The 23,441-nt window shown below is 44.8% G+C and carries 14 protein-coding genes; 7 read left to right on the top strand and 7 right to left on the bottom strand.

All coding sequences use genetic code 11. The annotated features are described in order from the left end of the window. Positions 1 to 290: 290 nt before the first annotated feature. From LX99_RS09035 to LX99_RS09010, 6 genes are all read left to right on the top strand, one after another. A complete protein-coding gene (locus tag LX99_RS09035) occupies positions 291 to 4,151 on the top strand; it encodes a PAS domain S-box protein (RefSeq protein ID WP_109607546.1) in 3,861 nt (1,286 codons plus the stop codon). Then, a complete protein-coding gene (locus tag LX99_RS09030) occupies positions 4,148 to 4,570 on the top strand; it encodes a response regulator (RefSeq protein WP_022831260.1) in 423 nt (140 codons plus the stop codon). Before LX99_RS09035 ends, LX99_RS09030 begins: the two co-directional genes overlap by 4 nt. Positions 4,571 to 4,578: 8 nt before the next feature. Then, complete coding sequence (locus LX99_RS09025) at positions 4,579 to 5,574, top strand: response regulator (protein WP_109607620.1); 996 nt, start codon at positions 4,579 to 4,581, stop codon at positions 5,572 to 5,574. A gap of 135 nt (positions 5,575 to 5,709) precedes the next feature. Further along, positions 5,710 to 9,063 carry a VCBS repeat-containing protein gene (locus tag LX99_RS09020; RefSeq protein ID WP_109607545.1) on the top strand — a complete coding sequence of 1,118 codons (3,354 nt, stop codon included), beginning with the start codon at positions 5,710 to 5,712 and terminating at the stop codon, positions 9,061 to 9,063. Positions 9,064 to 9,069: 6 nt separating this feature from the next. Beyond that, positions 9,070 to 10,389: a vanadium-dependent haloperoxidase gene (locus LX99_RS09015; protein ID WP_109607544.1), complete on the top strand. Its 1,320-nt coding sequence runs from the start codon at positions 9,070 to 9,072 to the stop codon at positions 10,387 to 10,389. A 213-nt stretch (positions 10,390 to 10,602) separates the two neighbouring features. Beyond that, complete coding sequence (locus tag LX99_RS09010) at positions 10,603 to 13,806, top strand: glycoside hydrolase family 2 TIM barrel-domain containing protein (RefSeq protein WP_109607543.1); 3,204 nt, start codon at positions 10,603 to 10,605, stop codon at positions 13,804 to 13,806. Between the two features lie 268 nt (positions 13,807 to 14,074). Here LX99_RS09010 and LX99_RS09005 read toward each other — a convergent pair whose 3' ends face one another. The 3 genes from LX99_RS09005 to LX99_RS08995 are packed head-to-tail and all read right to left on the bottom strand — an operon-like array spanning position 14,075 to position 19,556. Then, positions 14,075 to 15,367, bottom strand: coding sequence for a TolC family protein (locus tag LX99_RS09005; protein ID WP_109607542.1), 1,293 nt, complete (start codon positions 15,365 to 15,367; stop codon positions 14,075 to 14,077). Positions 15,368 to 15,377: 10 nt separating this feature from the next. Beyond that, on the bottom strand, positions 15,378 to 18,485 hold the full coding sequence (locus tag LX99_RS09000; RefSeq protein ID WP_109607541.1) for an efflux RND transporter permease subunit: 3,108 nt from the start codon (positions 18,483 to 18,485) through the stop codon (positions 15,378 to 15,380). Positions 18,486 to 18,494: 9 nt separating this feature from the next. Beyond that, entirely contained in the window at positions 18,495 to 19,556 is a 1,062-nt protein-coding gene (locus tag LX99_RS08995; protein ID WP_109607540.1) for an efflux RND transporter periplasmic adaptor subunit, read from the bottom strand. Positions 19,557 to 19,814: 258 nt separating this feature from the next. Between LX99_RS08995 and LX99_RS08990 the strand changes: the two genes are divergently transcribed. Then, on the top strand, positions 19,815 to 20,405 hold the full coding sequence (locus LX99_RS08990) for a TetR/AcrR family transcriptional regulator (RefSeq protein WP_109607539.1): 591 nt from the start codon (positions 19,815 to 19,817) through the stop codon (positions 20,403 to 20,405). A 123-nt stretch (positions 20,406 to 20,528) separates the two neighbouring features. Here the strand turns inward: LX99_RS08990 and LX99_RS08985 are convergent, their stop codons facing one another. From LX99_RS08985 to LX99_RS08970, 4 genes are all read right to left on the bottom strand, one after another. Beyond that, positions 20,529 to 20,672 (bottom strand): DUF2256 domain-containing protein, encoded by a 144-nt coding sequence (locus LX99_RS08985; RefSeq protein WP_109607538.1) that lies wholly within the window; start codon positions 20,670 to 20,672, stop codon positions 20,529 to 20,531. 129 nt (positions 20,673 to 20,801) lie between these two features. Next, the gene (locus LX99_RS08980; protein ID WP_109607537.1) at positions 20,802 to 21,425 is read right to left on the bottom strand and encodes an acyltransferase; all 624 of its coding nucleotides are present in this window, start codon (positions 21,423 to 21,425) and stop codon (positions 20,802 to 20,804) included. Between the two features lie 2 nt (positions 21,426 to 21,427). After that, positions 21,428 to 22,102 (bottom strand): acyltransferase, encoded by a 675-nt coding sequence (locus tag LX99_RS08975; RefSeq protein WP_109607536.1) that lies wholly within the window; start codon positions 22,100 to 22,102, stop codon positions 21,428 to 21,430. Next, the gene (locus LX99_RS08970) at positions 22,103 to 23,275 is read right to left on the bottom strand and encodes a glycosyltransferase family 4 protein (RefSeq protein WP_170122660.1); all 1,173 of its coding nucleotides are present in this window, start codon (positions 23,273 to 23,275) and stop codon (positions 22,103 to 22,105) included. Positions 23,276 to 23,441 lie beyond the last annotated feature (166 nt).

Raw genomic sequence — 23,441 nt, 5'->3', positions numbered from 1 at the left:
GCAAAGATTGAATAAAAGTTACCTGGTCATCAACAAGATAAGCGATATCAACAGGATGAAGCTCTCTGAACAGGTAGCCGTGGTCCTAAAATAAAATATTTTCGGGTTAGGCGCCATTTACACAACCTTTTACCCGGTAAATATCGTTTAAATAATTATTGGAGATATAGTTTTTTTTTCTAACATTTATAAAATAACATCCTCAAGAACTCCGAACCTGTTTATTTTAAGTATTATTTCATAGAGAATGCTCGGTAAGCAATATTTCTCTGTTACTAATTATAAATATTATGCCGTTTCAACCTGAACGCAATACGGAGCCGAAGCACCTATATGATGAGCGGGGCATACGGCACATTAACTACGCACGGCTATGCAGGGCCATGATCAATAATATAGTGCAGCACCGTGCATTGATATTAACTGATCCCGACGGCATCATCATCAGCTTAAACAAGGAGGCCGAACTTCTGCTTGGATATCAGGAAGCCGAAGTTTTGGCCGAATCGATCGCTCTTTTTTATCCGCAGGAAACACTTAAAACGGATAGTCCTATTTATAACCTGCAGGAGGCGCTGATCAATAACAACTATCAGATAAACGGATGGCGGTTAAAAAAAGACGGCACCGTTTTTTGGGCAAGTATCCGGTACACCGCGTTGTATGATGAAGACAGGGAACTGCTGGGCTATACCAAAATAATTGATGATATAACCGTAACCGGTAGTATTGCCGCTGGACATATTATAATGCATGAGCCTGCAAGGGGTAATTTAAGCTTTCGCAAGTTAATTGAAAACAGCTACAGCGGCATCTCACTGCTTGATGCCTCTATGAATGTGATATACCGCAGCCCCTCAGCTGTGCGTATAGCGGGCTGGAACGATCATGAGCGGGCTAAGCTTACCCTCGCCGATCTTGTTCATCCTAACGATATAGCGATGCTGCGCGGATTGCTTGACGAGGTGTTAAAATTACCCGGAGTTCCCAAAGCCGCCAGTTTTCGTACAAAACATGCCGATGGCGGCTACGTCTGGCTCGATTGCGTGTTTTCAAATTTTCTTCATGAGCCTGATGTAAATGCCATTGTTTGCAACTTTATTGATAGCACCGAACGCAGGTTAAGCCAGGTAAGGGCGGCAGAACGGGAAAATTTTATAAAAACTATCACCGATAACGTGCCGGCCATGATTGCCTACTGGGATACAGGCTTAAAATGTCTTTTTGCCAATAAAGCTTACTACAACTGGTTTAACAAAACGGCCACAGAGATTATTGGTATGAATAAAGCCGATCTGATGTCGGCAGTAGGTTTTGAGCAATTAAAGGACAGGGTTGCAGGGGTGTTGGCCGGCTCACCGCAAAGTTTCGAACAAACATTTGTAAACTCCGGAGGCACTGAAATTTATACACATACCCAATACATTCCTGATATTGCAGATGAGGTTGTAAAGGGTTTTTATTCAATATTTTATGATGTAACTGATACGAAAATTGCCGAGCGTGAATTAACTGCGAAAAACGATCAGATTGAAGATTTACTTGAAAATATAGCAGATGGTTTTATTGCCCTTGATGAACACATGTGTTATACCTACGCCAATAAAACTGTCGGAAAGCTTTTGGGGATGCCTACCGCGGCATTAATTGGTAAAAATATATGGGAATTATTTCCTGACGCTGTAGGATCTAAAACTTACGATGCAATTATGGAAGCTTACAGCCGTAATGTATATGTATGTAATGAGGATTACTATCCTCCCTTAAACCTGTGGCAGGAAAACCGGGTGTATCCATCAGGCAAAGGCGTTTCCATGTTTATCAGAGATATAACCGGGCGAAAGATCAATGATTTGCACAAGGCTTTACTTGCCGAAATTGCCGCCATTTTTAATGAACAGGCTACTCTTAAAGAAATGCTGTTCAGGGTTTTAGGCGAAATTGCCCGTTTCGGCAATTTTAAAATTGCGGAAGTCTGGTTGGTATCGTCTGACAAGAGAAAGATTAACCTGACCGTAAACTACTGTGAAACGGATGAGGCCCGGTCTTTTTATAATGAAGGCGGCACGCAACTTAGTTTTGTAAAAGGAGAAGGTTTGCCCGGAATGGTATGGGAAACCAAAGCCATACAGTTTTTCGCTGATGTGCAGCGGAATGATTTTTTTGCACGTAAGCCTGAAGCGCTTATTGCCGGGATCACCAGCGCCTACGGGGCTCCGATAATGTTTGGAGGCGAGGTAATAGGGGTTATCCTATTAGGGTTATCGGTAACTGATTACCCGGAAAGCTTTTATACCTTGCTATTTGAGCGCTTTAGCCAAACTTTTGGCGCGGAAATATGCCGTAAACAGGTTGAGCAGGAACTTGACCAGATTTTTACCCTTGCACCCGACCTGATCTGTTCCACCGGCACAGATGGTTATTTTAAAAAGGTAAACCCCGCCATGATTTCATTACTTGGCTACCCGGAACTGGAATTATTAAACAGGCCTTTCGTTGATTTTATACATGTAGATGATAGAGAAATCTGTCTTGCTCAATTCCATACTATCCTGCAGGGAGAAGCCACCACTTATTTTGAATGCAGATTTGAAACCCGGGAACACAAAACCAAATGGCTTGCCTGGACAACCTCGGCCCCCTCTGAAGATGGTTTGATTTTTTGCGTTGCCAAAGATATTACAGAAAAGAAGGAGCTTGAAGATTTGCTTGCAAAAGCCAACAGTATGGCCCGGATAGGAAGCTGGGAGTTTGATTTGCGCACGGGAAGCATTTACTGGTCTAACGTAACCCGGGAAATCCATGAAGTGGATGATGGTTTTGTGCCTGACCTTGATACAGGCATCAACTTTTATAAAGAGGGCGAATCAAGAAATATCATCAGCGCAAAAGTTAAGGAGGCCATTGAAAAAGGTGTATCATGGGATATTGAGGTGCAAATAGTTACCCAAAAAGGTCACGATAAGTGGGTAAGATCAATAGGCGAGGCCGAATTTGCCAAAGGCAGGTGCCTGCGGCTTTACGGTAGCTTCCAGGAAATTGATGCGCGTAAAAAAGCGGAAATAGCAGCTTCGGAAATACTGGAAGAACGAAACTTAATATTGGAAAGCATTGGTGACGGTTTTTTTGCAGTGGATAAAAATTGGGTGATAACTTATTGGAACAGCATGGCCGAAAAGGTGTTGGGCAAATCCAGGGAAATCATGCTTAATTCCAATTTATGGAATGTGTTTAATGAATCGGTAAATTCTAAATCCTACCATAACTATCACCAGGCTGTGGAAACCGGGAAAGCCGTTCATTTTGAAGATTTTTATGATCCCCTGCAAAAGTGGTACGAAATTAGCGCTTATCCATCGGCTACGGGGTTGTCGGTCTATTTTAAAGATATCACCGAGCGTAAGCTTTCTGATCAGCGCCTGATGGAGTTAAACGAGAGTTTAAAACGTCAGACCAAAGAGCTAACCGCATCCAACGCCGAACTGGAACAGTTTGCATACGTTGCATCGCACGATTTACAGGAACCGTTAAGGATGGTTACAGGTTTCCTTTCGCAAATTGAAAGAAAATATAACGATAAACTGGACGAAAAGGGCTTGCAATACATAAACTTCGCTGTAGACGGCGCTAAGAGGATGCGCCAGATTATACTTGATCTGCTTGAGTTTTCGCGGGTAGGATCAATGGCCGAAAATATTGATGATGTTGAGGTAGACCGCTTAATTAAAGGCATACTGGCGTTTTATCATAAACGGATAGAAGCAGGGAAGGCAACCGTTTTGTTTGCAAATATGCCGGTGGTGCGGACCTACAAGGCCCCGTTGCGGCAGGTTTTTCAAAACTTAATAGGTAACAGTTTAAAATACCACGACCCAAAAACGAATGTACACATAGAAATAAAATATGAAGAAACAGAAGAGTACTGGCAATTTTCGGTAGCGGATAACGGCATCGGTATCGAGCCGCAGTATTTCGATAAGATCTTCGTGATATTTCAACGGCTGCACCACAAGGATCAATATTCAGGAACCGGAATGGGGCTTGCCATAACAAAAAAAATAGTAGAGAACCTGGGAGGTAAGATTTGGGTTGAATCTGTTTATGGACAGGGAACTACCTTTTATTTTACCATAAAGAAAACAGAGTTATGAAATCGGTAAGTATTTTATTGGTTGAGGATAATGAAGGAGATATCCTGTTAACCACCGAAGCACTTGGTGAAAGCAAAATCATTAATGAAATAACCATTAAGCGGGATGGTAGAGAGGCGATAGATTTTTTTGAAAGCCTCAACTCAAAGGATTTACTGCCCGACATTGTGCTGCTGGATATTAACCTGCCCAAAGTAAGTGGGCATGAGGTGTTGATGTATTTGAAAAACAGCGAAAAGTACCGGCATATACCGGTTATTATTTTAACAACATCGTCATCTGAAAAGGATTTGTCCAAATCGTACAACAATCATGTTAACTGCTACATTGTGAAGCCCATTGAAGCAAATGACTTTATCAACGCGGTAAGTAAAATAGAAGATTTTTGGATAAACATTGTTTCAATTCCCCCCAGGTAATCATGTCAATGTCGGTGGATACAAGAGATTATAGCATTTTAATTATTGAAGACAACGCGGGCGATTTAGCGCTTATTGAAGATTTCCTGTTCGAGGAGATCGAAGTGCCTCACATCAGGCATTGTTTTAATTTTGAAGCCGCCCGCGAGGTGTTGTTAAACAACACCTTTGATATTGTTTTGTTAGACCTCACTTTACCCGACAAAACAGGGGAGGAACTGATCAGAAATATTCTTGATTTGATCGGCTCGTCGCCTCTGATTGTGTTAACGGGTTACACAGATATCAATTTCAGCGTTAAATCATTATCAATGGGGGTTGCCGATTATCTTTTGAAGGATGATTTAACCCCAACTGCGTTGTATAAAAGCATTTTATACAGTATTGAACGTAAAAAGAAGATCATTGAATTACAGAACTCCGAAAGGCATAGCAGTAACTTATTTAATTTCAGTCCGTTACCCATGTGGGTGATGGATATTGAAACAATGAGGTTTCTGGATGTTAACCAGGCCACGGTAAACCATTACGGATTCAGCTATGCGGAGTTTTCTGTTATGACGTTGAAAGATATCAGGCCCCCCGAGGAAATACCGCACCTGCTGAATAGCCTTGCCAAAGCCGGGGCAAACCCTGAAGAAATAGCCCGGGAAGTGTATATCCACAAAAAAAAGAGTGGCGAATTAATAACTGTAAAAATCCAGGTATCGCCAATACAATATAAAGGCCGAAACGCTAACCTGGTAATAGCCACTGATATAACAGAACAGTTAAAACACGTTAAAGCCATAGAAGAGCAAAATAAAAGGCTTAAAGAGATCTCCTGGATACAATCACATATTATACGCGCACCTCTGTGCAGGATCATGGGATTGGTACCACTGATAGATGACCCAACTGTTACCGATAAACAGCAAGTACTCGACTATATTCTTTCCTCTGCTTATGAACTGGACGACGTAATTAAAAAAATAACGGATACGTCAAATCTTTCTGGCTTATAACTTACTGGCAACCGGTTATCACCAGGCTTTGAGCCTTTTTTAGAAGCATTTTATTATTTGCAGTGAACCCGGAATAATTGTTATATTGACACCAATTTTCCGGCCACCTATAGCCGTAGCTAATTAAACCAAAAAATGAAGATATTCCGGCGTACTCCTTCGCTGCAACAGCGAACAACTGGGTGGTTTTTGATCCATTGGCTTTTTTATTCAGCAATATTTGCCGGTTGCGGCAATAACAAGCCTGTTGCAGATACAAATACCCCGCTGTTTAAACTGCTTGCTCCCGAACAAACCCATATTGATTTCGCTAACACTTTAACCGAAGGCTTAAATACCAACGTACTCATGTACGAATATTTTTATAATGGGGGAGGCGTTGCTACCGGCGATTTAAATGGCGACGGCCTGCCCGACGTGTATTTTACCGGCAATATGACCGATAATAAACTATACCTGAACCAGGGGAAACTGCAATTTAAGGATGTAACTGCCGAAGCAGGCGTAGCCGGTAGGCCGGGCCCCTGGAAAACCGGGGTAACGATGGCCGATGTGAACGGCGATGGTAAGCTTGATCTGTACATATGCTATTCTGGTAAAGTGCGCGCCGAAAAACGGGTCAACCAGTTATTGATAAACCAGGGGAACAACGCGGCCGGAGTCCCGGTGTTTAAGGACATGACGGCCGACTATGGTTTAGATTTTCCATCCTTCAGTACCCAGGCTTATTTTTTTGATTACGACAGGGATGGCGACCTCGACCTGTTGCTGATCAACCACAATCCCGGCCGTATCAGCATTATGGATGAGGCTTTTGTAAAAGATATGGCCGCGAAAAGGGATGCTGAATCGGGTATCCGTTTATTAAGAAATGACAATAACCGGTTTATTGATATTACCGAAAAAGCCGGTATCGTAAACAATCCGCTATCATATGGCCTGGCTGCCGGGATTGCCGATATTAACGACGATGGCTGGCCTGACATTTATATTTCTAACGATTACAGCGTGCCCGACAGGTTGTATATCAACAACGCGAAGGGCGCTTTTACGGATGAACTGCAAAAGCAAATGGGCCATACCTCATTTTACTCAATGGGCAACGATGTAACAGACATCAATAACGACGGCAAGCCCGATATTTATACGCTGGATATGCTGCCCGAAGATAATAAGCGCCAAAAGCTGCTTTTTGGTATTGATAATTATGAGGCGTTTGATCTGAACCTGAAGGTAGGCTTTTATTACCAGTATATGCGTAATATGCTGCAGATCAATAACGGCAACAATACCTTTAGCGAGGTTGGGCAACTGGCCGGTGTTTCCAATACCGACTGGAGCTGGGCTCCGCTCTTTGCCGATTATGATAACGACGGCTGGAAAGATCTTTTTGTAAGCAACGGCTACACGCGCGATTATACCAATATGGACTTTTTAAAGTTTATGGGCGATAACCTGAAAGACAGGCGGGTAATGCGCGAAGATCTGCTCAATATTGTAAACCAAATGCCGTCGTCGCAGGTTAAGAGTTATTTTTTTAAAAATGAAGGTAATGCCATGTTCAGCAATGTAAGCAGCCAATGGGGTATTACCATGCCATCAAACAGCAACGGGGCGGCCTATGCCGACCTGGATAATGATGGCGATCTTGATCTGGTGATTAACAACATTAACCAACCTGCGTTTGTATATGAAAACCAGGCATCCGCGCAAAATAGCAATCATTATTTAGCAGTCAGCCTTAAGGGCGCAGGCGGGAATACGCAGGGCATAGGCGCTAAAGTTTCTGTTTATAGTAAAGGCAAACAACAACTGCTTGAACAGATGCCAACCCGTGGTTATCAATCTACCGTATCATCCGTATTACACTTTGGCATGGGTGCTAATCAGGTAATTGATTCATTAAGGGTTACCTGGCAAAGGGGTGGTTCGCAATTACTCACCAATGTAAAGGCAGATAGGCAGGTTACCTTGAATGAACAGGATGCCAAAGGCACAAAACCGTTCCTTAAAGCGATAAAACCCGTATTTAAAGAAACAGCTTCGCCCATAATAACGCATCAAATCGAAAATACAACCAACGATTTTAAACGGCAGCCTTTATTACCCAATTCGATATCCTTTTCGGGCACCTGCCTTGCCAAAGCTGATGTTAACGGCGATGGTTTAGAAGATGTGTATGTTGGTGGCCACGATGGGCTGCCGGGTGCTTTATACCTGCAGCAAAAGGATGGTAAGTTTACCGCTAAAGCCAACGCAGCATTTACGGCCGACCAAAAAAGCACTGACGCAGCCGCACTTTTTGTTGATGTTAATAACGATGGCAAACCTGACTTATACGTGGCCTCTGGTGGGTACGCCGATTACAAAGTGGATGACCCTTTATTACAGGACAGGCTTTACCTTAACAATGGCGGGGGTAATTTTACCAAGGCCGCGCAGGCGCTGCCAAAAATGACCGGCAGCAAAAGCTGCGTAAAAGCGGCAGATATTAACGGGGATGGTTTTGCGGACCTGTTTGTAGGAGGCCGGGTAATACCCGGGCAGTATCCCGAAGCGCCGGAGAGCTATATTTTAATTAATGATGGCAAAGGCCATTTCAGCAACCAAACGGCTAATTACAACCCGGCCATAAAAAATATCGGCATGATAACCGATGCCGCCTGGGTAGACATGAACGGGGATCAAAAGCCCGACCTGGTGTTGGTGGGCGAATGGATGCCGATCACCATTTTTGAAAATAACAACGCGAAGCTAACCGATGCTACCGGAAAATATTTTGATAAAAAATATACAGGCTGGTGGAACTGCATCACGATAAGCGATATTAACCATGATGGGCACCCCGATATTATAGCGGGTAACATCGGTCTCAATACCCAATGTAAAGCTACCGATGCTGAACCTGCCGAAATGTTATACAAAGATTTTGATGACAATGGCTCTGTGGATCCCATCCTTTGCTTTTATATCCAACATGTTAGTTACCCGTATGTCACCCGCGATGAAATGCTTGATCAGATGAGCATCATGAGGGGCCGTTTTCCTGATTATAAAAGCTATGCCGATGCTACCGTTGATAAGATCTTTACCGCCGAAGAATTACAGGGGGTAAAAAAACTCAGTGCCAATCATTTAGCTACAAGCTTTTTCCTGAGCAATGCGCAAGGTAAATTGCATGAAAATAACCTGCCTGCCCAGGCCCAGTACGCCCCGGTTTATACCATCACTATCCTTGATTATGACCATGATGGCAAAAACGACCTGCTGCTTTGCGGTAACCTAAACCACGCCCGCATCCGTTTTGGTAAATACGATGCCAATTACGGCGTATTACTTAAGGGCGATGGAAAAGGCGGTTACAGCTATGTAAACCAACCCGAATCGGGCTTTAACTTAAAAGGAGATGTAAGAAGCGTACTTCAATTAAAAAATATGCTTCTTTTCAGTACGGATCAAGGCGGTCTTAAGGCCTATAAACAACAGTAACAGGTTATGAAAAGAAATATATGCATATGGGTATCAGGTTTATTAGCATTAAGCGGCTGCCACAAAACACCACCGCCGCGGTTGGGCAACCGCGATATCGGTAAGGTAATTAACCAAATGGCTGATGTAATGATCCATGATGTTACCAACCCACCATTGGCCTCCCGCTTTTTTGCCTACACCTGCCTGGCGGGATACGAAGTAGTAAGCCGGGACAATAAACAGGTAAAAAGTTTGCGGGGTAAACTAAATGATTATCCTGTAATTGATGTGCCCAAACAAATTTCGGGATATAGTAATGAGCTGAGCGCGGTACTCGCTATGTATGAAACAGCCGCCAAGCTTCAACCTTCGGGCAGTTTAATGCTTAAAAAGGAGGAACTCTTTGTAGATTCGTGCAGAAGGATCGGTTTCAGCGACGCAATAATCGACAGTTCAAAAAGCTACGCGAAACTGATCAGCAAAAAGATCCTGACTTACGCCAAGGCCGATAACTATCGGAAAATAAGCAACTATCCGCGCTATAAGCTCAAGGGCACTCCCGGCAGTTGGGACCTAACCCCGCCGGCCTATATGTTGCCGGTTGAGCCTTATTTTAATACGGTGAGGCCTTTTACACTTGATTCGGCAGCACAGTTTGTTCCGGATCCGCCAATTCCTTTTTCTACCGATAAAAATTCGGCTTTTTATAAATTCCTGTTAATGAGCTACGCTAAAAGCGGAAGCGGTTTAAAGCAGGAAGAAAAGGATATAGCCAACTTTTGGGATTGCAACCCTTTTGCCGTTCAAAACGATGGTCATATGCTTATCGGTTTAAAGAAAATTTCGCCGGGGGCGCATTGGATGGGTATTGCCAATATAGCCTGCAGGCAAAGCAATGCCTCTTTCGCCAAAACAATGGAGGTGAACACCGTTGTCGCCATAGGCTTGATGGATGCTTTTATTTGCTGCTGGGACGATAAATACCGCACCAACCGCATCCGCCCCGAAACGGCCATCCGCAAATACATCGATCCGCATTGGAAACCGCTGCTGCAAACACCGCCTTTCCCGGAGTATATCAGCGGGCATTCGGTGGTTTCAAGTACATCAGCGGTTATCCTTACGCATTATTTCGGTAATAATTTTGCATATACCGATAATGTGGAGGTAAGTTACGGGGTACCGCCAAGGCGCTTCGCTTCCTTTACGCAAGCGGCTAAAGAAGCCGCCATATCGCGCTTTTGGGGCGGTATCCATTTTATGGATGCTATTGATAACGGTGTCATGCAGGGAAATAAAGTGGGCAACAGGGTGTTAAGCAAACTAAGTATTGATCTGCATTAAAGAATTTTACGTTTAGCAAAAGCGGTTTATAGAAAGCTATAAGCCGCTTTTGCTTTTATAAACTATTTGGTTTGAGCTTTATAACGGTATTTTTACATACCGCCGGCACATTTTGCATACAAACAGTTAAATAAAACCTTTTACATCTGTAAAAAATACATTTATTTGTATTGTTAACCGCAATTATAAACCGCCTTAAACTTTTTACTATCTATGACTAAAACGTTTTTCCTGAAAAATAACCTTGTTTTGTTTAGCCTTAGCTTTATTTTTTGCTGTAAGGCAGGCTTCGGCTTCCAGGCGCCTGCGGGCAGCAGGTTATCGGCGACAGATACCGCTTTTGTACCTAAGGAAATTGAAGACCCGGAAAATATCGGTATCAATAAAGAAGCCAGTCATGCTACGCTGATGCCTTATGCCTCTTTAAAGGAAGCATTAGCTGCCAACCGTCATGCATCGTCGTTTTGTCGCAGTCTCAACGGCTTGTGGAAATTTAACTGGGTTGACTGGCCGCAAAAACGCCCTGTTGATTTTTATAAGCCTGGTTTTGACGTATCTAAATGGAAAGATATCAAAGTGCCCTCTAACTGGCAGATTGAAGGTTACGGCACACCTTATTACAGTAACTACAACTATATTTTTCAAAAAGATTTTCCGAGGGTAATGAGTACCCCGCCTCAAAAATTCACCGCCTACACCGAGCGCAACCCGGTAGGCAGCTACCGCCGCGATTTTACAGTGCCTGCCGAATGGAGCGGCAGGCGCATTTTTATCACTTTTGACGGCGTTGATGCGGGTTTTTTTATCTGGGTAAATGGTAAAAAGGTAGGCTATAGTGTTAACAGCCGCAATGCCGCCGAGTTTGACCTTACCAAATACATTAAGCCCGGTAAAAATACATTAGCTGTCGAGGTTTATCGCTTTACGTCGGGCAGTTACCTGGAAGACCAGGATATGTGGCGCCTGAGCGGCATTTTCAGGAATGTAACGCTGTGGAGCAGTCCGCAGGAGCATATCCGGGATTACTTTGTTAAAACCAATCTTGATAAACAATATAAAAACGCAGAGGTACTGGTATCGGCCAAAATAAAAAATTACAGTACCGCCGCGGTTAAAGCCCGTGTGCTTGATGTTGCGCTATATAATGGCACCATGCCGGTTCCCGGAGCAATAGCAAAGAAAATTATTCCGGCGCTTAAACCGGGTGAAGAGGTTACTGTGGAAACCAGTTTTCATGTAAACAACCCGCAAAAATGGACCGCCGAAACGCCCAAGCTGTATACCACCGTAGTTAAAATTAATGATGGCAATAACGCGGTTGAAACATTATCGTCACGCACCGGCTTCAGGAGTATTGAAATTAAAGGCCGGTTGTTTTTGGTTAACGGTGTGCCGGTTAAGCTTAAGGGCGTAAACCGGCATGAAAACTGGCCGAACGACGGTCATGCAGTTACAGAAGAACAGATGATCAGGGACCTTGTAATGATTAAACAGGCCAACTGCAACCATGTACGTACCTGTCATTATTCCGACGATCCCCGCTGGTACGAACTATGCGATCAGTACGGGATTTACCTGGTAGCCGAAGCCAATTTGGAAAGCCACGGCGCCTGGGATGAGTTTAACGAAGAGCCAAGGATTAAAGCCGCGCTGATTGACAGGAACGTTGCTAACGTACAAAATTTCAAAAACCATCCGTCAGTGATTATCTGGAGCCTGGGTAATGAATGCGGCAGCGGAGGATCAAACTTCCGGGCCATTTTAAAAGCCATTAAAGATATCGACACTACGCGGCCAACGCACTATCAGGGTTTCGGCATCGGTAAAAACAACCCTGCCGATATGGACAGCGAGATGTATACCGATGTGCAAAACCTGGAAAAGCATGCCAACGATAACACTTTAACCAAGCCGTTTTACCTGTGCGAGTATGCGCACGCTATGTTCAACTCCATGGGGTCGGTAGATATTTACAACGAGTTGTTTGATAAATACCCGCAGTTACTGGGTGGTGCGATATGGGAATGGCAGGACCAGGGCATTTACAATAACCGCGACCCTGAACACCCGATAACGGCTTATGGCGGCGGTTTCGGCGAATTCCCTAACGATCATTATTTCATCCACAAGGGCGTTGTGTTTTCTGACAGATCGCCAAAACCCCATTATCCCGAGCTAAAGCATGCTTATCAGTGGATCGGGATTCGCGCTAAAGATTTGAAAAATGGTGTGGTGACCATTAAAAACCGGTACCAGTTCATTACCTTAAACAGTTTTACCGCTAAATGGGAAGTAAGCGAAAACGGGAATATCATCTCATCCGGCAGTTTACCTTTAAAAGAGATTAAACCGGGAGCAGAGCAGGATGTAAAAGTACCATACCATATTACTCCGAAACCTGGTGCCGAATACTTCCTGCGTATATCTTGTGATCAGGCTGCCGGCAATATGTGGGCCGCCAAGGGCTTTGAAGTTGCGGCGCAGCAACTGGAATTGCCGATAGCCATCCCGGCAGCGAAAGAACAACCTGTAACCAACCAATTGACTTTAGCCGATGGTAAAGATGAGATCAGGGTAAAAGGCAAGGGCTTCGCGCTTGAATTTGACAAAGCCAAAGGTACGTTTAGCAAAATGGAAACAGATGGCGGTAACCTTTTAGAAGGTAACGGCGGCCCGATGCTGCATCTTTGGCGCGCGCCTCACCGTATTGATGATATGTGGGCATACGATGATTACTGGGTTAAATACGGCTTGAAGGAGCTGGCCTGGAAAGCCGGTGATGTGAAAGCCACTCAACTGCCTACCGGCGAAGTGGAGATAAAAGCAAGCCTTACCGGCACCGGTAAACATGATTTCGCAGTGCATCACCAGGTGGTTTACACCATTAACGGCAACGGTAATATCAGGGTTGATAATAACGTAAGTTTTGATGGGAATGATAAAATTGTATTTGCCCGCTTAGGTGTGCGCCTGTTCCTGAAAAAGGATCTGGACAGGTTTGAATATTTTGGTCGCGGACCGATGGAAAACTATGCCGACAGGAAGAGCGGCTTTGACGTTGGCCACTACAGCAGCAGCGTAGCGCAACAGGTTACTCCCTATGAAAAACCGATGGACAACGGCAACCATGAAGATGTGCGCTGGGCTAAGCTGTTTACCGGTAAAGGATCGGGCATTGCGGTAAAGCAAACTGATGAACTTTTACAGGTAAGCGCGCAGCCTTATTGCGATGAAGAAATGACCGATGTTGAATACAAAATTGACATGCCAAAAAGCAAATGGACTGTTTTGTGTATCAGCCATAAAACGCTCGGCGTAGGTTCAAATGGTTGCGGACCAAGACCATTGGAGCAATACCGGGTATATTCCAAACCAACGTCATTTAGTTACCAGATTCGGTTGCTGGGCAGGGAATAGCCTGAAGTTCAAAGTCTTAAATTCTAAGTTGGGTAGCGGACGCTTAAACTTAAGATTTGCACAGTTGCTTTCACTAAGCATGTTCCGGTGAATAACTTTTAAATTCATCAAAAAGTTGATAGCCCGCGTGTACCTCTTAACCTCACAGGATTAAACGGTACACGCGGGCTATCTGTATTTAAAGAGCCTTTATGGCAGAGCCGGTACCCGGCTCTTTAGTACTCTCTTTCCGTTCCGGCTGCTTATTGCCGACTTTTAAAGCTTTTAGTTAGGGCCGGTCGTCAGTTTTAGCGGTTATATAATTATAGATGGCTACCCGTACATAAAAATCCGCAAAGGCTGTGGCAACCGTACTTGCTGCTTGCTGATAAGCGCTTTGCGCATCAAGTACCTCCGAAATGGTAGCCAGGCCGGCCTTGTAATTGTCCTTGTTCACTTTTAAATTTTCAGTGGCCTGCTCCAGGTTGTCCTTGGCGTAATGAATCTGCGTTAGTTGGTCCTGCATATCGTACCAATAGCGCATAATGCCTACCCGCAGTTGGTTCTGCCCGTCTCGGTAATCATTTTGTGCAATTTCTTCGCTGATCCTGCGCTGATTTACCTTTTGCTTACCACGGCCCCATAAGCCGCCGGATATAGGTATGCTCAGGGTTACAAAACCCGCCGGAGAAAAGGTGCCGCCTACGCTGTTGCGGATAGTGCCTACCTGCGAAGCGCTCAGGCCTACAGCCAGGCTGGGCAGGTTATCGCCGTTGGCCAAACGGGTTTGCAGCTTTTCGCCTAACACACGTTTGGTTAACAATTGGTAATTGGTATTCCTGTCTAAGGCGGTATCTGGCTGCAAGGCCGGCAAGGCAGGGATGCTGTTTTTATTCAGGGTATCCTGCATCACCATCAGCGAATCAAAAGGGATGCCGGTATATACCGAGAAATCCAGCAGGGCCACCCGGCGGCCGTTCTGTAATTTACTTTTAGATACCAGCAACTGGCTCAACTGTACTTTAACCTTGAGCAGGTCATTACGGGCTATTAAACCGGAGGCCAGCATGTCCTGCTGCATTTTCAATACGCTGTTTAACAAGGTTTCGTTAACCGCCAGCGTTTTCTGCTGTTCCTGTATGTTCACCAGGTTCCAGTATTTCTGCTCGGTGAGCAACAATACCGAATCTGCTGATTGTTTTTTGCGGATCTCGTTTACCTGTAGTTGCAGCGCTGCCAGTTCGTTGCCTGTTTTAACTTTGCCGCCGGCATAAATTGTTTGTGTGCCGGTAACGCCTACAAGGTAAGCGTTGTTGATGCCTTTGGTTAATACGCCGGGTATTGCAGGTACAAAATCTTTAAAACCAAACAGGCCTACGCCTGTGCCGTTAACCGAAGGCAGGTAATCTGATTTGGCCGCGGCAACATCCGCCTTTGCCGAATTTACCCGCAGCAGGCCATTTTTAAGGGCATAGCTATAGGCTATGGCGGCCTGCTTGCTTTGCTCCAGGGATATGGTATGCTGCTGCGCGTTAGCCTGCAGGCCTACCAATAAAATAATATATATGATAACTGATTTCATGATGATAAACTTATTCGGTTACGGTTTCCGGTGTTTCCTTCGCCGGGTTAATGTTGTCTTCCTTGCGGAAGAACAGCCAGTATAAGGTTGGCAGTACAAACAGGGTGAACAGCATGGATACCAGCAAACCGAAGCAGATCACGGTACCCAGCGGCCCCCAGAGGGATGACCGGCTGATCACCATTGGTATCACACCAACTGCCGCCGCCGCGGAAGTTAAAAAGATAGGGCGCATTCGGCGTTCGGCGGATAGCTTTGCCGCTTCAAATACCGATTTACCTTCGTGCAGCCTGAGTTCTTCTGCAAAATCTATTAGGATGATGCCGTTACGTACAACTATACCGCAAAGGGCCAACAAACCAAGGAATGACGTAAACCCAAATGGGTAACCCATAATCAGCAGGCCGGATGCTGCGCCCAATAAGCTTAACGGCATTGTGGTAATGCTGAGCAGGGCGTGTTTAAGGTGTTTAAAGTGCCACAACAGGATCAGGAATATAAGAATGATGCTTACGCCAAGCGCCGTGCCCATCGGGCCCTGGTTTTCGCCTTGTAATTCCAGTTCACCCCCATAACGCAATTCAACGCCTGCGGGAAGTTTTATTTTTTCGATGGCGGGCTGCATGTCCTGCAATACGGCATTAGCAACTGCGTCTTGCGTTACATCCATCCTAACGGTAAGCGTACGCACACTGTTTCTGCGGGTAATCTGCCCATCGTTCCATTCCTGGTTAATGTCTGCCACCTGCCTCAGCGGAACCAATGAATGGTTTTGCTGCGAAACGATGTTCAGGTCGCGCAGCGCCGAAAGGTCGCTCCGGGAAGCTTTAGGCGATTTGATCTTTACGTCTATCGCGTAGTTGTTTTCCCAAACCTGGGTTGCGGTAATCCCTTCCGAATGCATTGCTACGGTGTTGGCGATATCGGTTTTACTTATGCCGAGCCTCGACGCATCTGCCGTTTTAATATCCAATTTAAGCGTAGGTTGGATCTCATTGTAGTCTGTCCTTACCCAGGTAACCTGTTTGTGCGTTTTGCCTATGGCTATCACCTGGTTAGCCACCTGTTTTAAGGCAGGGATATCATTACCGCTGATCCTTACCTCGATAGGGGCCAGGGCATTGATCATGTTCAACTGCTTCATCCGCACGTAAGCGGCCGGAAAAAGGTTGCTGTATTTATGCTGATAGTCTACAATCACCTTCGCGGTAGCATCTTCTGATTCAGTTTTTACCAGGATCTGGGCATAGTTCTTCGACGGCAGGTTTGGAGCGTAAACCGAATGGAAGCGCGGTGAACTGCTGCCGATAAAACTGGTATAATTTAGGATGCGTTTGTCCTGCTTTAATATCTTCTCCATGCCTTTCACTACGCTGTCTGTTTGCGCGAGCCTGTAACCGGATGGCAGGTATATTTCCATGGCAAACTGGTTCCGTTCAACTTTCGGGAAAAGTTGCTGCGGCAGTATCCCCATAATGGCCATACCTGCCACTACAGATAGCGCCGCGAAAAATACGGTTAGTTTGTAGTGCTTCATGGAGTTGCCGATATGGTTGTCAAAGAAATCCTGCAGCCTGTCAAGAAACGACCGCTTTTCGGCTGCTTTATTGTGCAGCAGGCCCTTTTTGATGAACAGGGTATTGAAAAAAGGTACAATCATCATAGAGATGATCAGGGAAAGTGTTAAAGCGATCATGATGGTTACCGGGAACACCCGGATAAAATCCTTGGCGGTGCCCGTCATGAAAAATGCAAGAGGTACAAAGGTTGCCGATATGGCCAGCGTAGCGGTGAACACAGACGGGAATAACTCCTTAGCGCTGCTGATGGCCGCTTCCCAAACCGACATCCCGTGATCCAGTTTTTCAACATGGTTATCAATTACTACAATCGGGTCGTCCACCACAATCCCCAGTACAACAATCAGCGCTGCAAGGGTAACGGTGTCCAACTCAATACCGGCCATGTACATGATGGCTAATGTTGCTGCTATGGTGATGGGAATAGTTGCGGCGGCAACGGCGGCAACCCTGAACGGAAGTAATAAAAGGGCTACGCAAACTACGCCGATAAGCGCGAAGGCAAACTCCTTCATAAAATGGTTGATGGAATCATCTACTACTTCCGATTGGTCGGCCAGTTTTACCAGCTGGATATCGGGCGGCAAATGCTGCTTTACCTTTTCGATATGTTCTTCCAGTTCTTTACCAAACTGTACAATGTTTTTACCGGCGATCATCTCTAAAGAGATCACAATAGATTTGGTGCCGTTAGAGGTTACGTAGCTGTCCGGATCGTCATATTCCCGTTTAAGGGTAGCTACATCGCGCAGGCGTACCACATTGCCGTTCGCATCCTGCCTGATGATCTGCCCGGCAAGTTCTGCCTCTGTTTTATAGTAGGTACTCAGGTGGATAGGCTCGTCTACCACTTTGCCTTCTTCTTTACCGGCAGCACTGATAGCGCCTTCGTTTTGCAATACCTGCATCACATTACCAACCGATACCCCTTTTTGCAGCAGCTTATTATTGTCTACATAAATGGTGATCTGCTCGTTTAGGTTTCCGGTGTGGGATATTTTGGCCACATCCTGAACCTGCCTTAATTCGGCCTCAATATCTTCCACATTACGAAGTAATTCTTTGTAGGGCCGCGTTTTTGATTCTACCGACATCAGCAACGCGGATGTATTACCGAATTCGCTGTCGATGTAAAAGCCTTTTACCTCTTTAGGGAGCTGACTTTGCAGGATGAGCATTCCGTTTTTGATCTTGTTCCAGAAAGCTTTGGTCTGGATGGCGTCCTGGTTATCTGCTACCTCCACAAAGATGTACATTACGCCATCGCGCGAAAAGGAATAGGTTTTTTTCTTGTTAACCTCGTTGTTGCTGAAAAGGTATTCCTCTACTTTTTTGGTTAGTTGTTCTTCTACCTGTTTTGACGAAGCGCCCGGGTATTGGCCCACAATGAGGCCCTGCCGGATGGTGAAATCAGGGAATTCGTTCCGCGGCATGTTAACCAGCCCGGCCAGACCGAGCAGTACTAATATGGCGGAAAGCGCCAGCGGGAATACATGGTATTCCATGGCCCATTCAATTAAATTTGAGTTCTTTTTCATGATGGGCGCTTATTTACTAACTATCACAGGGGTTTGATCGGCAAGTTTCTGGTAACCGGATGTGATCACTTGCTCATTACCCGAAAGGCCAGATTGGATGGCGATGCCGTTGTTGTAAAGCTGCCCGGTTGTAACCTCTTTTCGCACTGCCTTATGTTGGGCGTTCATAATGTACAAGAAATTGTTTCCTTTTTCATCTACCTGTACGGCTTCAACAGGTACGATAATTTCTTTGGCACCGGCGGGAGCATTTGTTTTTTTAGTAGCGGCGGCAAAAGTAACTTTACAAAGCATACCTGGCCTTAATTTCAAACCGGTATTAGGGATAGCTATTTTAATATTGTAATTGGCGCTGCCATTTAAAGCGGTTACACCAACCTCGGCCACTTTGCCTTGTAACGGCTGATTGCCCAGCGCGTCGATTTTTATGGTTGCGGGTGTACCTGCCTGGTAACGGTTTACCTCATTTTCGGGCACGGCAACCAGTACCTTTACAGATCGGGTATCCAGCAGCTGTAATACCGGCTGCCCGGGACCGGCTACCGCGCCTGCTTCGGCCATCTTATTGCCGATGTAACCGCTAACAGGGGCATATAAGCGGGTATGCACAATATTTTGATAGGTGGCGTGGGCGGCCGCGGTTGCCTGTTCGTAATTTGATTTGGCTTCCAGCATTTTGATTTCCGCAACACTGCCTTTTTTAAAAACCTCGTTAATACGGGTGTAATTTTCATTGGCCAGTTTAGCCTGTGCCAGTTGCGCGTTGTACTGGCTGCGGTAGGTGGTTTCATCTATAGATGCCACCAACTGACCTTTGTTAACATAGTCGCCTGTTTTGAACGGGAACGATACGATGGTTCCGGAAACCTGGAAGCTCAGGTCGATGGTTTTTTCCGCTTCAAGGGTACCGTCATAAACAATACCATTGTTGGTCGTCGCGGTGTCGGCCGACAAATTAAAAACTTTTACAGTGAGGGTATCGGAACCCGTTTTGAGTTTGGTGTTGCTGGAGCAGCCGGTTATCCACAGGGTGGTCAATACCGCTCCGGCCATTGTAATTGTTGTTTTCATTTAATCAATTGAACGTTTAGTGTTTTTTTGTCGACTATTTTGCATGGCATTGAACCGGATTCCATCAACCCTCCATATTCGCAGTTTGAACCAACAGGTTCATGAAGCCGGATAAATTTTTAATTTTCGACAAATATACATTTTTTGTATCTGCATTGTTTTTAATTTTATTGTCATAAATGTATAAATACAATGTTTTCTAATTAAAGCCATCAATTATGCTGGCTATAATGAACAAATAATGTATTTTTGTCGACTATGAAAAGAACAGAAAACGATCAGGTGCGGGAAGAAATAATTTTAGCCGCGGAAGTGGTTTTTGAGCGTTACGGTTATATCCGGGTTTCCATGCAGGATATTTCTGATGAGTGTAAAAAGGGAAGGAGCACCATATACCATTATTTTAAGAACAAGGAAGAGGTTTTGGACGCGTTGTGCGAGAAGCTTTTTTTAAATTGCCTGGCAGAGAGCGAAGCTACGATAAGTAAAAGGCGCTCCTTTTCGGCCAATATCGAATCTTTTAATATCACCAAGCTAAAAAATCTCCGTCACTTTGCCGCGAAGTATAAGTTGGCGATCGACGACCTGCGTTTAGATCTTGCAGGCTTTATACTGAAAATGCGGGCATTTGCCGAAAGGGAGGTTGCATTAGTGCGGCAGATCATAGAATGGGGTGTTGAAAACAAAGACATCAGCCAATTCACCACCGAAGAGATTGACTTTTTGTCGGTAACATTGAATTCTGCTTTTAAAAGCTTTGAGCAGGAAGTTATTGTTTTTGGGAAGTTTCCGCAAACCGATAGCCAGGTTGCCTGGCTGGCGCAGATGATACATAAAGGTTTGTCATAATTTTTAAAACGGGTTGTTGCCTGGTTATACAACAAATTTTATGCTTTGATTTGCGCGTCTGATGTTGTTGTTGACGAATTTTGAACCCGTAATGGCTTTCCGTGTCTGGCCGTGATGTCATGATCAGCGCGTTTTGTTCCGCCGGCATTTTTCTGAACAGTACTTAACTTCTTCCCAAACTTTTTCCCATTTCTTACGCCAGGTAAAAGGCTTGCCGCAGGTTAGGCAATTTTTTTGCGGCAAATGTTGTTTTTTAACCCCTTGCATATCCTGGTATTTTTTAGATCGTATTGATCATTATTTGCAAAATGCGCGAAATACTAACCGCAAAGATAGTTTTTAGGCGTCTCGCACTCCAGCTCATTTTTGCACAACTAAAATATCGCTATAACCAGGTTAATTTGTGGCATACCTTACGCGCTCCCATTTATCAGTTTCCTTGTTGTAGCACTTAATTATTTTAGCCGGATTGCCTGCCACCACGCAAAAGGAAGGTACACTTTTGGTGACTACAGAACCGCCTGCGACTACGCTATGTTTTCCAATGGTAACACCGGCTGTAATCACTGAGTTTGCCCCAATCCATACCTCATCTTCTATAAAAATATCAGCGGTAGTCACTTTTTGTAACCTGATGGGGGTATTAATATCCGTATAAGTATGGTTAAGGCCGCTTAGCACAATGTTTTGTGCAAGGATAACGTGGTTACCTATGCTTACCGGGCCAATAATTACATTACCGATCCCCACGCGCGTATGATCGCCGATAATTACTTCACCAACGCCATTGTTTACCGTGCAAAAATCTTCAATGGTTGAATATTGGCCTAACCGGAAGTTATTGAACGGTAATATATCCATTCTCGCGGTGCGCCTGATAGCTGATTTTTTGCCGCGTTTATAAAAAAGCGGGCTAACGAAACAGCGCACCCACCAACGCGGCCTCGCGTTGCTGACAATGAGCTTATAAACAAAGGCTTTGATTGCCGGGTTTGATTTAATGGCAGCTTTAAGGCTCATGATTAACTATGAATAAGGTTTGATATTTCACGATTGATGAGGGCTTCATCTTTAAGGCTTTTAATAAATTTAGCCGGTACGCCGCCAACCAGCGTGTGCGGCAGCACATCTTTGGTAACTACAGCACCTGCCGCAACTACGGCGCCTTCGCCAATAGTTACACCTTTTAAAATTGTAGCCCGGGTGGCTATCCAGGCGTTATCACCAATAATGATGGCCTCTTTTACCGAACAGTTTTTCTCGGCGGCATACACATCATGGAAGTCATCATCCATAATAATTACCTGGTTAGCAATCTGGCAGTTTTTTCCTATCCTGATATTCTTCCGGGAGGTAATGATTGTGCCCGTATTGATAAATGTATTTTCGCCTATTTCGATAACCGCGCGGGGGCCTGCCGATAGTTGTGTTGTACCGATGTGCGACCAGATGCGGCAGCCATTGCCAATTATTATTTTGCCTTCGTTCCTGACCATTAACCGGCCCTTTACGGTGACTAACCTGCCCGTAAGGCAGTTGCGCAGACGGTATTTGGCGTTCAGCACATTAATTACGCTGCTTAACAATCTCCTGAGCAGCACCCAATAAATAAAAAGTTTTTCGCGGGCTGTTTTTGCCCTGCGGCCATAGTAATCAGTTGCCAGGACATCAACCTTATCAAGTATTCTTTTTTTCATTTACTTAATCATTTTTTCTACTTCGTGATAAACTGAAACCGTTTTTTTTGCCGCATCTTCCCAATTAAAGAGCGCCGCTCTTTGTGTGCCGACTTCAGACAGCCGCCCCGCAACTGTCGGATCGGTTAAAATGATGTGCGCTGCAAATGCCAGTGAAGCAGGTTTTCCGGGATCAATATAAAGGGCGGCATCACCGGCTATTTCGGGCATACACGATACTGATGAGGTGACAACCGGAGTGCCCGACGCCATTGCTTCCACAATCGGTAAACCAAACCCTTCGCTGAAAGATGGGAACCAAAGCATGCTTGCGCCCTGGTAAATCATAGGCAGGTCTGCGCAGTCAATGTATTCTATGGTATCTATTTTCTGCTCTAACCACTGTAAATCTGTTTTGGCAAGCAATACATTAAGTTTTTCCCGGTTTATGCCTTTCATGAGCAGCCTGGGCGCATTGTTGTTATGTTGTAGCAGCTTTGCATAGGCTTTTAAAACACCGGTAGTGTTTTTACGTGGATCCGTGTTGGCCATGAAAAATATGTATCCCCGTAGCAACCCCAGCTTACCAAGCGTGTTGCTGATAGTTTCCTGGGTATGACGAACAAAGAAACGTTCATCGGCGCCGTTATACACTACCTTTATTTTGTCTTTCGATATCTTAAGTTTTTCGGCTATCACATCCCGTTGAAACTCGGATACGGTAATGATCTTCAGCGCCTTTTTGGCAATTTTTGTTACGATCAGGCCGCGATAGATATTTCCTAAGCGCTGGTACCAATTGGTATTGGCCTGCCTTGCAGATTTTTCGAGGAATATAACATCATGAAGCGTTAAAATAAGCGGCACCTTGCTGTTCAAGGGGGCGGTATTTGCCGTACAATGCAAAACATCGGCATGATACTGGCGGCAGGCTTTGGGTAAAAAATATTGCTCCCAGATAAAATATGGCGCCCTGCGTATAGTATGTATAATGCGGTGGGGGATGCTTGACAAACAGGCGTCGGCATCCGGTTTAACCATAACGTGGTAATCAAAGCTGTCTTCACCATAAGGGAGCCTTTTTAGCAATTCATGAGCTACAACATCCATTCCGTGTTTTCGGGGCCTGAAAATCCTTTGCACTTCTATGGCTATTTGCAAATTAGGAGATAGGGTTTGAGAATTTAGTAACATGGCGTTTAAAAATTTATAATCAGATAGTTGCATTGCCCTAACCTATAAATATGCCAGTTGTTAAATTGTTGTAAATCAGATATTTATTTTAATTCTAAATTCCGGATATTGGAATAATTCCTGTTTTTAGCATGAGGAAACCGCTATAAAAAACAAAAGCAGGAAC

It is taken from the genome of Mucilaginibacter oryzae (assembly GCF_003148845.1).
Taxonomy (GTDB): Bacteria; Bacteroidota; Bacteroidia; order Sphingobacteriales; family Sphingobacteriaceae; genus Mucilaginibacter; species Mucilaginibacter oryzae.
The sequence above is the reverse complement of the archived record's forward strand: the minus strand, read 5'-3'. Positions and strand labels throughout refer to the sequence as shown.